Origin of the sequence: Bradyrhizobium sp., from assembly GCF_019242285.1 — a bacterium.
Lineage (GTDB): Bacteria > Pseudomonadota > Alphaproteobacteria > Rhizobiales > Xanthobacteraceae > Bradyrhizobium.
Window position 1 is genome coordinate 1 of sequence record NZ_JAFAVV010000160.1, and the last position, 7,970, is coordinate 7,970.

At 65.1% G+C, this 7,970-nt stretch carries 9 protein-coding genes; 7 read left to right on the forward strand and 2 right to left on the reverse strand.

Annotated elements, in window-relative coordinates; all coding sequences use genetic code 11:
* Positions 1 to 34: 34 nt before the first annotated feature.
* From JOY90_RS05880 to JOY90_RS05910, 7 genes are all read left to right on the forward strand, one after another.
* Positions 35 to 775: a response regulator gene (locus JOY90_RS05880; RefSeq protein ID WP_291690209.1), complete on the forward strand. Its 741-nt coding sequence runs from the start codon at positions 35 to 37 to the stop codon at positions 773 to 775.
* A gap of 236 nt (positions 776 to 1,011) precedes the next feature.
* The gene (locus tag JOY90_RS05885) at positions 1,012 to 1,623 is read left to right on the forward strand and encodes a sigma-70 family RNA polymerase sigma factor (RefSeq protein WP_291690210.1); all 612 of its coding nucleotides are present in this window, start codon (positions 1,012 to 1,014) and stop codon (positions 1,621 to 1,623) included.
* A 268-nt stretch (positions 1,624 to 1,891) separates the two neighbouring features.
* Positions 1,892 to 3,289, forward strand: a complete 1,398-nt coding sequence (locus tag JOY90_RS05890; RefSeq protein ID WP_291690216.1) for a cytochrome ubiquinol oxidase subunit I — start codon at positions 1,892 to 1,894, stop codon at positions 3,287 to 3,289.
* The gene (gene cydB, locus JOY90_RS05895; protein WP_291690211.1) at positions 3,286 to 4,296 is read left to right on the forward strand and encodes a cytochrome d ubiquinol oxidase subunit II; all 1,011 of its coding nucleotides are present in this window, start codon (positions 3,286 to 3,288) and stop codon (positions 4,294 to 4,296) included. Before JOY90_RS05890 ends, cydB begins: the two co-directional genes overlap by 4 nt.
* On the forward strand, positions 4,296 to 4,424 hold the full coding sequence (locus JOY90_RS05900) for a DUF2474 domain-containing protein (RefSeq protein WP_291690212.1): 129 nt from the start codon (positions 4,296 to 4,298) through the stop codon (positions 4,422 to 4,424). Before cydB ends, JOY90_RS05900 begins: the two co-directional genes overlap by 1 nt.
* A 118-nt stretch (positions 4,425 to 4,542) precedes the next feature.
* Positions 4,543 to 5,139, forward strand: a complete 597-nt coding sequence (locus JOY90_RS05905; RefSeq protein ID WP_291690213.1) for a L,D-transpeptidase — start codon at positions 4,543 to 4,545, stop codon at positions 5,137 to 5,139.
* A 57-nt stretch (positions 5,140 to 5,196) separates the two neighbouring features.
* Positions 5,197 to 6,234 carry an amino acid ABC transporter substrate-binding protein gene (locus JOY90_RS05910; protein WP_291690217.1) on the forward strand — a complete coding sequence of 346 codons (1,038 nt, stop codon included), beginning with the start codon at positions 5,197 to 5,199 and terminating at the stop codon, positions 6,232 to 6,234.
* Positions 6,235 to 6,390: 156 nt separating this feature from the next.
* Here JOY90_RS05910 and JOY90_RS05915 read toward each other — a convergent pair whose 3' ends face one another.
* Positions 6,391 to 7,530, reverse strand: coding sequence for an acyl-CoA dehydrogenase (locus JOY90_RS05915; protein ID WP_291690214.1), 1,140 nt, complete (start codon positions 7,528 to 7,530; stop codon positions 6,391 to 6,393).
* A gap of 95 nt (positions 7,531 to 7,625) precedes the next feature.
* Positions 7,626 to 7,970 (reverse strand): acyl-CoA dehydrogenase family protein (locus JOY90_RS05920; protein ID WP_291690215.1); only part of this gene is annotated, 345 nt, incomplete at its 5' end.

Sequence of the window (7,970 nt, forward strand, 5' to 3'; positions counted from 1 at the left end):
TCACCGTGACGCTGCCCGACGGAGTCGCCGCGACATGACCCAAAGCCCTCACATCATCATTGTCGACGACGAGGCGCCGGCGCGCGAAATGGTCGGCGAGTACCTCAAGATGCACGGCTTCACGGTGACGCTGTGCGACGGCGGCAAGAGCCTGCGCGGCGCGATCGAGACCGGCGTGCCCGACCTCGTGGTGCTCGACCTCAACATGCCCGAGGAGGATGGGCTTTCGATCGTCCGCGACCTCAAGCGCCGTACCAACGTACCGATCATCATGCTGACGGCGACGGCGAGCCCGATCGACCGCGTGGTCGGCCTCGAGCTCGGCGCCGACGACTACGTGGCAAAACCCTGCGAGCTGCGGGAATTGATGGCGCGCATCCGCTCGGTGCTGCGCCGCAGCGCGCCGCAGAAGCCCGTTGCGACCGCGGAGCCCAGCACCGCCAAGCCGGTCAAGGAGCAGCTGGTGCGGTTCGGCACCAAATGGCTCGACCTCGAGGCGCAGGCGCTGCGCGACGACGAGGGCAACGAGCATCCCCTGACCGCGTCCGAATTCGGCCTGCTCAAGGTGTTTGCCGCCAACCCGAAGCGGGTGCTGTCGCGCGAGCGGCTGCTGGAGCTGGCCAATGCCCGGGACGCCGAAGCCTTCGACCGCGCCGTCGATCTCCGGATCATGCGCATCCGCCGCAAGATCGAACCCGATCCGACCAAGCCGGCGGTAATCCGCACCATTCGCGGCGGCGGCTATCTGTTCTCGCCGGCCGGCGAGAAAGCCTGACGCGGCCTGCGGCCGGCTGAAGCCCGACGATTTCGCGGCAGCTTTGGCGCCAATTTAGCGCACTTTGGAGATGTTCACATTTTTGCCTTGAGTGTTTCGTCGCGGGCACTGTCGCGAAACAATTCTCCTTACCCGTGAAACCATTTTCCCGCTTTCGTGCAGACGTCCAGAAACCGGGCATCATTAACAAATCGGCCTAACGAAGCGCCGCAGCAGCGGCGAACCGGGAGCCCGTCATGCAGAACGTCGTCGCCATCAATGCCGCAGCCCGCGACAGCATCGTTGCCGCCCAGGCGACGTCGGACGAAATGCTTCTGGCAAGCATCGCCGACGGCAACCGCACCGCGATGCACATCCTCTACTCGCGGCACAATGTCCGGGTTTATCGCTTCATTCTGCGAATCGTGCGCGACACCACGATGGCCGAGGATCTGGTCAGCCAGGTTTTCCTCGACGTCTGGCGCACCGCGCGCCAGTTCGAAGGCCGCTCGCAGGTCTCCACCTGGCTGTTGTCGATCGCTCGTTTCAAGGCGCTGACCTCGCTGCGCCAGCGCCGGTTCGAGGACATCGACCAGGATGAAGTGCTGGAGATCGCCGACCAGGCCGACACGCCGGAATCCTCGCTCGAGCGCGCCTCCACCAGCGAGATCCTGCGCGCCTGTGTTGCAAAACTGTCGCCGGCACATCGGGAGATCATCAACCTCGTCTACTATCACGAGAAGTCGGTGGAGGAGGTCGGCGCGATCATCGGCATTCCCCAGAGCACGGTGAAGACCCGCATGTTCTATGCCCGCAAGCAGCTCGCCGAGCTGCTGAGGTGCGCCGGCATCGACACCCTGGCCGCCTGAGCGGGCGGCTCGGAACCGGCGACGGACGAAACAATTGAAACAAACGGTGAAATAACCCCGAAACGATTGCCTGCTACACAGATATTCGTTGCTTTCCAAACCTCCCAAGTTGCCTGAACGGCCCGGACAGGATGCCCCCTCCTCCGGGCCGTTCTGCTTTTTCACTCCGCTGGCGCCTTCGGCCGTGTTTTCCGCACAGATGTGATGCCCCTGCCATCCGCGGTGTGCTAACCAACGACCGGTGGCGGTGAGGGTTGAGCGTGCGCTGATGATGTGGGGCTTTGATCCGGTCGTTCTGGCCCGGGCGCAATTCGCCTTCACGATGTCCTTCCACATCGTCTTTCCGGCCTTCTCGATCGGCCTTGCCAGCTACCTTGCGGTGCTGGAAGCGCTGTGGCTCGCGACCGGGCGCGAGATTTTCCTCAATCTGTTCAACTACTGGCTCAAGATCTTCGCAATCGCCTTCGGCATGGGCGTGGTGTCCGGCATCGTGATGTCCTACCAGTTCGGCACCAACTGGTCGGCCTATGCCGACAAGGCCGGTCCCGTGATCGGGCCGCTGATGGCCTATGAGGTGATGACCGCGTTCTTCCTCGAAGCGGGTTTCCTCGGCGTCATGCTGTTCGGCCTGAAACGGGTCGGACCGCGTCTGCATTTTCTCGCCACGCTCATGGTCGCGACGGGAACGCTGATCTCGGCGTTCTGGATCCTGTCGGCCAACTCCTGGATGCAGACGCCGGCCGGTTATGCCGTCAATGCCGATGGCCAGTTCGTGGCCGCGAGCTGGCTCGGGGTGATCTTCAATCCCTCCTTTCCCTATCGTCTGGTCCACATGGTGCTGGCCGCCTATCTCACCACCGCGCTCGTGGTCGGCGCGGTCGGCGCCTATCACCTGCTCGCCGACCAGCACCTCGCCGGCCCGCGCGTCATGTTCTCGATGGCGATGTGGATGGCGACGATCGTGGCGCCGATCCAGATTCTCGCCGGCGACCAGCACGGGCTCAACACGCTGGAACATCAGCCGGTGAAGATCATGGCCATGGAGGGCCATTTCACGAGCCATGCCGACGGCGCGCCGCTGATCCTGTTCGGCCTGCCGAGCATGGACGAGGCCAGGGTCAAATATGCGGTCGAAGTTCCCAAGCTCGGCTCGGTCGTCCTCAAGCACGACATGAACGCGCCGATGGCCGGGCTCGACACCGTGCCGCGCGAAAACTGGCCGCCGGTGCCGGTGACCTTCTGGGCTTTCCGCATCATGGTCGGTCTCGGCTTCCTGATGTTCGGCCTCGGCCTGCTCGCACTCTGGGCGCGCTGGCGCGGCACGCTCTATCACTGGGGGCTGCTGCATCGGTTCGCGATCCTGATGGGACCGGCCGGCTTCGTGGCCGTGCTCGCGGGCTGGTTCGTGACCGAGACCGGACGCCAGCCCTTCACGGTCTACGGCCTGCTGCGAACCGCCGACTCCACCTCGCCGCTGGCCGCTCCCGCCGTCGGCTCCTCGCTGATCGCCTTCGCCATCGTCTACTTCATCGTGTTCATCGCCGGGGCGACCTACATTCTCCGCCTGATGGCGCAGCCGCCATATCCCGGCGAAGCCGGTCCGCCGACCGACGTGCCGGCGCGCGCCGGAGGCATCACGCCGGCGGTGGAAGGAGTCGCGCGATGAGCGGCGCGGTCGACCTCGCCACCCTTTGGGCGTTCATCATCGCGCTGGCCGTGTTCATCTATGTGGTGATGGACGGCTTCGATCTCGGGCTCGGCATCCTGTTTCCGCTGTTCCCCGCCAAGGCGGAGCGCGATCTCGTCATGAACACCGTGGCGCCGGTGTGGGACGGCAACGAGACCTGGCTCGTGCTCGGCGGCGGCGGCCTGATGGCGGCATTTCCGCTCGCCTATGCGGTGCTGCTGCCGGCGCTCTACACACCTGTCATCGCGATGCTGATCGGGCTGATCTTCCGTGGCGTGGCCTTCGAATTCCGCTGGCGCACCACCGCCGCCCGCAACCGCTGGGATATCGCTTTCTTCGGCGGCTCACTGCTGGCCGCGCTGGCGCAAGGGATTGCGCTCGGCGCGATCCTGCAGGGCATCCACGTCGAGGGGCGGCACTATGCCGGCGGCTGGTGGGACTGGTTGACGCCGTTCAGCCTGCTGACCGGCGTGTCCCTCGTCGCCGGCTATGCGCTGCTCGGCGCCACCTGGCTGGTGCTGAAGACCGACGGCGAGGTTCGCGACAGGGCCTATCAATTGTGCTGGTATCTCCTGTTCGCGATGCTGCTCGCGATCGGCGCCGTCAGCATCGCCACCCCGTTCCTGCATATCCAATACGCGCACCGCTGGTTCGCCTGGCCAAGCATCGTCCTGACGGCACCGGTGCCGATCGCAGTCGCCACCGTCGCGGTGCTGCTGCTGCGCAGCCTCGCGCATCGATTCGACAACCAGCCCTTCGTGCTGTCGCTGACGCTGTTCGCGCTGTCCTATGCCGGGCTCGGCGTCAGCATGTATCCCTATATCGTGCCGCAGAGCATCACGATCTGGCAGGCCGCGGCGCCGGAGAACAGCCAGCTCTTCATGCTGGTCGGCGTCGGCTTGCTGATCCCGCTGATCCTCGCCTATACCGGCTGGGCCTATTGGGTGTTTCGCGGCAAGGTCACGCCGGGGAGCGGCTACCATTGATGTCGCCCCAGGAAACACCGAGGCCGCTCGCGCGGCGGCTCTTGTGGTTCGCCGCGCTCTGGCTTGCAGGCGTCGCAAGCATCGCCGTCGTCGCCTTCGGCCTGCACTTGTGGCTGGCGCCGCGATGAGGCCGGGTTGATTTCGGTCCGCCACAGAGGCGCCATGAAGCTGAATGCGAATTTTCGTGGTTCCCGTGTTTTGCCAAACAGTGATAGAAGTTGCCCGCGGCAACGAGGAGAATTGTGAATGACGAAGTGGCGTCACCTGATCTTGTCGTTGATCGGCGCGAGCGGTCTCGCTCTTTCCACCTCGGCTAGCCTCGCCCAGCAGCCCCAGGATCCCGGCGATCAGCCCGGCCTCGTCGCCGACGATTCCTTTCAGGCCGATCCCGAATGGCAGAAGCAGATGGTGTACTACCGCACCACGGAGCCGCCGGGCACGATCATCATCTCCACGGCCGAGCGTCATCTCTATCTCGTCCAGCCCGGCGGCCGCGCGATGCGCTACGGCATCGGCGTCGGCCGCGACGGCTTCCAGTGGCAGGGTCTCTTGAACATCACCAAGAAGGCCGAGTGGCCCGACTGGACCCCGCCGCCTGAGATGATCCAGCGCCAGCCCTATCTGCCGCGCTTCATGGCCGGCGGCCCCGGCAACCCGCTCGGTGCACGCGCGATGTATCTCGGCACCACGGTCTACCGCATTCACGGCACCAACCAGCCCTGGACCATCGGCACCAAAATCTCCTCCGGCTGCTTCCGCCTGGTCAATGCCGACGTTTCCGACCTCTATGACCGCGTCCCGGTCGGCACCAAGGTCGTGGTGCGGCAGAAGCCGGAATTGTAAGAACCCCACGCAACCCCTCATCCCGCTCCTTCCTTTGGTCATTGCGAGACATCCATGATGCGCACATTCCGAGGCGGCCTGCTGATCGGGCTCGCGATCGCCGTGCTGGTCGCGGCCGCCGCCGTCACCTACGAGCTCTACGACACCCGCACGCTGAAGCGCACGGTGCGGCGCGGCGAGGTCTATTGCGGCGTCAACAAGGGCCTGCCCGGCTTCTCGATTCCCGACGACAAGGGCAACTGGACCGGCTTCGACGTCGACTTCTGCCGTGCGGTGGCCGCGGCAATCTTCGACGATCCGAGCAAGGCGAAGTTCGTCCCGCTCGACGCCAATGAGCGTTTCAAGGAATTGCAGAGCCGCAAGGTCGACATCCTCTCCCGCAACTCGACCTGGGACATGTCGCGCGAGCAGAATTTTGATCTCTATTTCCCGGCGGTCGCCTATTACGACGGCCAGGGCTTCATGGTGCCGCGTTCGCGCAACGTCGATTCCGCGCTCAGCCTCGACAACTCCAAGGTCTGCGTGCAGGCGGCGACCACGACCGAGCTCAACCTCGCCGACTATTTCCGCGCCAACAACATGAAGTACGAAGAGGTCAAGTTCCCGCAGCTCGACCAGGTGCTGAAGGCCTATGACGAGGGCAAGTGCGACACCTTCACCGCCGACGTCTCCCAGCTCTATGCGCTGCGGCTCAATCTGTCGAAGCCGAACGACCAGGTGATCCTGCCCGACGTGATCTCCAAGGAGCCGCTGGCGCCCGTGGTGCGCCAACGCGACGACGACTGGATGATGATCGTCAAATGGACGCTCTATGCGATGGTCAACGCCGAGGAGCTCGGCGTCACCTCCAAGAACATCGACGAGGCGCTGAAGTCGAAGAAGCCCGACGTCATGCGGCTGGTCGGCAATGAGGGCTCTTACGGCGAGGACCTCGGGCTCTCCAAGGACTGGGCGGTGCGCATCATCCGCCATGTCGGCAATTACGGCGAGGTCTACGACCGCAACGTCGGCGAGGAGTCGAAGCTGCACATCCCGCGCGGCATGAACCAGCTCTGGAACGCCGGCGGCATCATGTATGCCCCACCGATCAGGTGACACCAAGCACGGTGTCGTAACATGAGCCGTAGGGTGGGCCGAGCTCCTGCCGTCGCTCGGAGAGCGGGGGCGGGAGCGCGCCCACCATTCAGAGCGATGCTGTCGAGAGAATGGTGGGCACAGGCGCTGCGCGCCCTTGGCCCACCCTACGCCAGCTCAATAGCTCCTTAAGCGGGCCAATTGATCCGCGTGGAAATTGGCGTCGCCGAACAGTTCCTCACAGACCCGGGCGCGCTTCATGAAGAAGCCGATGTCGAACGCGTCCGTCATGCCCATGCCACCATGCATCTGCACGCCTTCCTGCACGGCGCGGACGGCTGTCGCGCCGGCGCGGGCTTTCGCCACCGCAACCGCGGCGGTCGCGCCGGCCACGTCCTTGTCGAGCGTTTGCAGCGCCTTCAGCACCGCGGCGCGGGTGATCTCGATGTCGATATAGAGCTGCGCGGCCCGGTGCTGCAGCGCCTGGAATTCACCGATGCGCTTGCCGAACTGCCGGCGCTCCCTGAGATAGGAGACGGTGCGCGAAAACACCTCCTCGCCGAGCCCCACCATCTCGGAGGCGACCGCGCCGCGGCCGATGTTGAGCACGCCGTCGAGCAGGGCAAAACCCTGGTCGATCTCACCGAGCACGCTGTCGGCGTCGACCTCGACATCGGCGAACTCGATGCGGGCGGCGTTGTGGGAGTCGACCATGATGGTGCGCTCCGTCGCCACGCCCTTGGCCTTCGGATCGATCAGGAACAGCGTCACGCCGTCGCGCTCGCCGGCCGCGCCCGATGTGCGGGCCGCGACGATCAGGAGATCGGCGACATGGCCGTCGACCACCAACGCCTTGGCGCCGTTCAATTTGAAGCCGTTGCCGGACCGCTCCGCCTTCAGGCTGGTCTGCAGCGGGCGATGTTTGGTGCCTTCATCGACCGCGAGCGCGGCGACGAGATCGCCCGCGGAAATCCTCGGCAGGTGCTCCGACTTCTGAGCGGCGCTGCCGCCACGCGACAACGCCGACGCCGCGAGCACGGCGGTGGACAGGAACGGCGACGGCATCAAGGTGCGGCCGATCTCCTCCATCACCACGCCGGCCTCGACGCAGCCGAGCCCGCTGCCGCCGAATTGCTCCGGCACGAGCAATCCCATGAAACCCATCTCGGCGAAACTCTTCCAGAGTTCACGGGAGAAGCCGGTGGCGTCCCTGGAATCGCGCAAGTGCCGCAGATGTGACACCGGCGCCTTGTCGGAGATCAGGCCGCGCGCGCTGTCGCGGAGCAGGGATTGTTCTTCGGTGAGGACGAGGGCCATGAGATGCTTCCGGGTGCTTTAACTAAACTGCGATCGTCATTCCGGGCTCGCAACCGCGTTGCGCCCCGAAATGACGGAAAAGAGTTGGAAGCGCATCACGCCCCCGGCAGATCGAGAATGCGCTTGGCGACGATGCCGAGCATCACCTCAGAGGTGCCGCCCTCGATCGAATTGGCCTTGGTGCGCAGCCATGCGCGTGGCCGCGCGCCGCCGCGCGAGCGTTCGCTCTCCCATTCCAGCGCGTCGATGCCGCCGGCCGACATCAGGATCTCGTGGCGGCGCTTGTTGAGCTCGGTGCCGTAATATTTCATCGCCGAGGAGAACGCCGGGTGGCCCTGCCCTGCCTTGGCGAGATCGACCATGCGCTCGGCGGCGGCGGCGAGCGCGGCCTCGTCGATCTCGAACGACGCGATTTGGCCGCGCAGGATCGGATCCTCCAA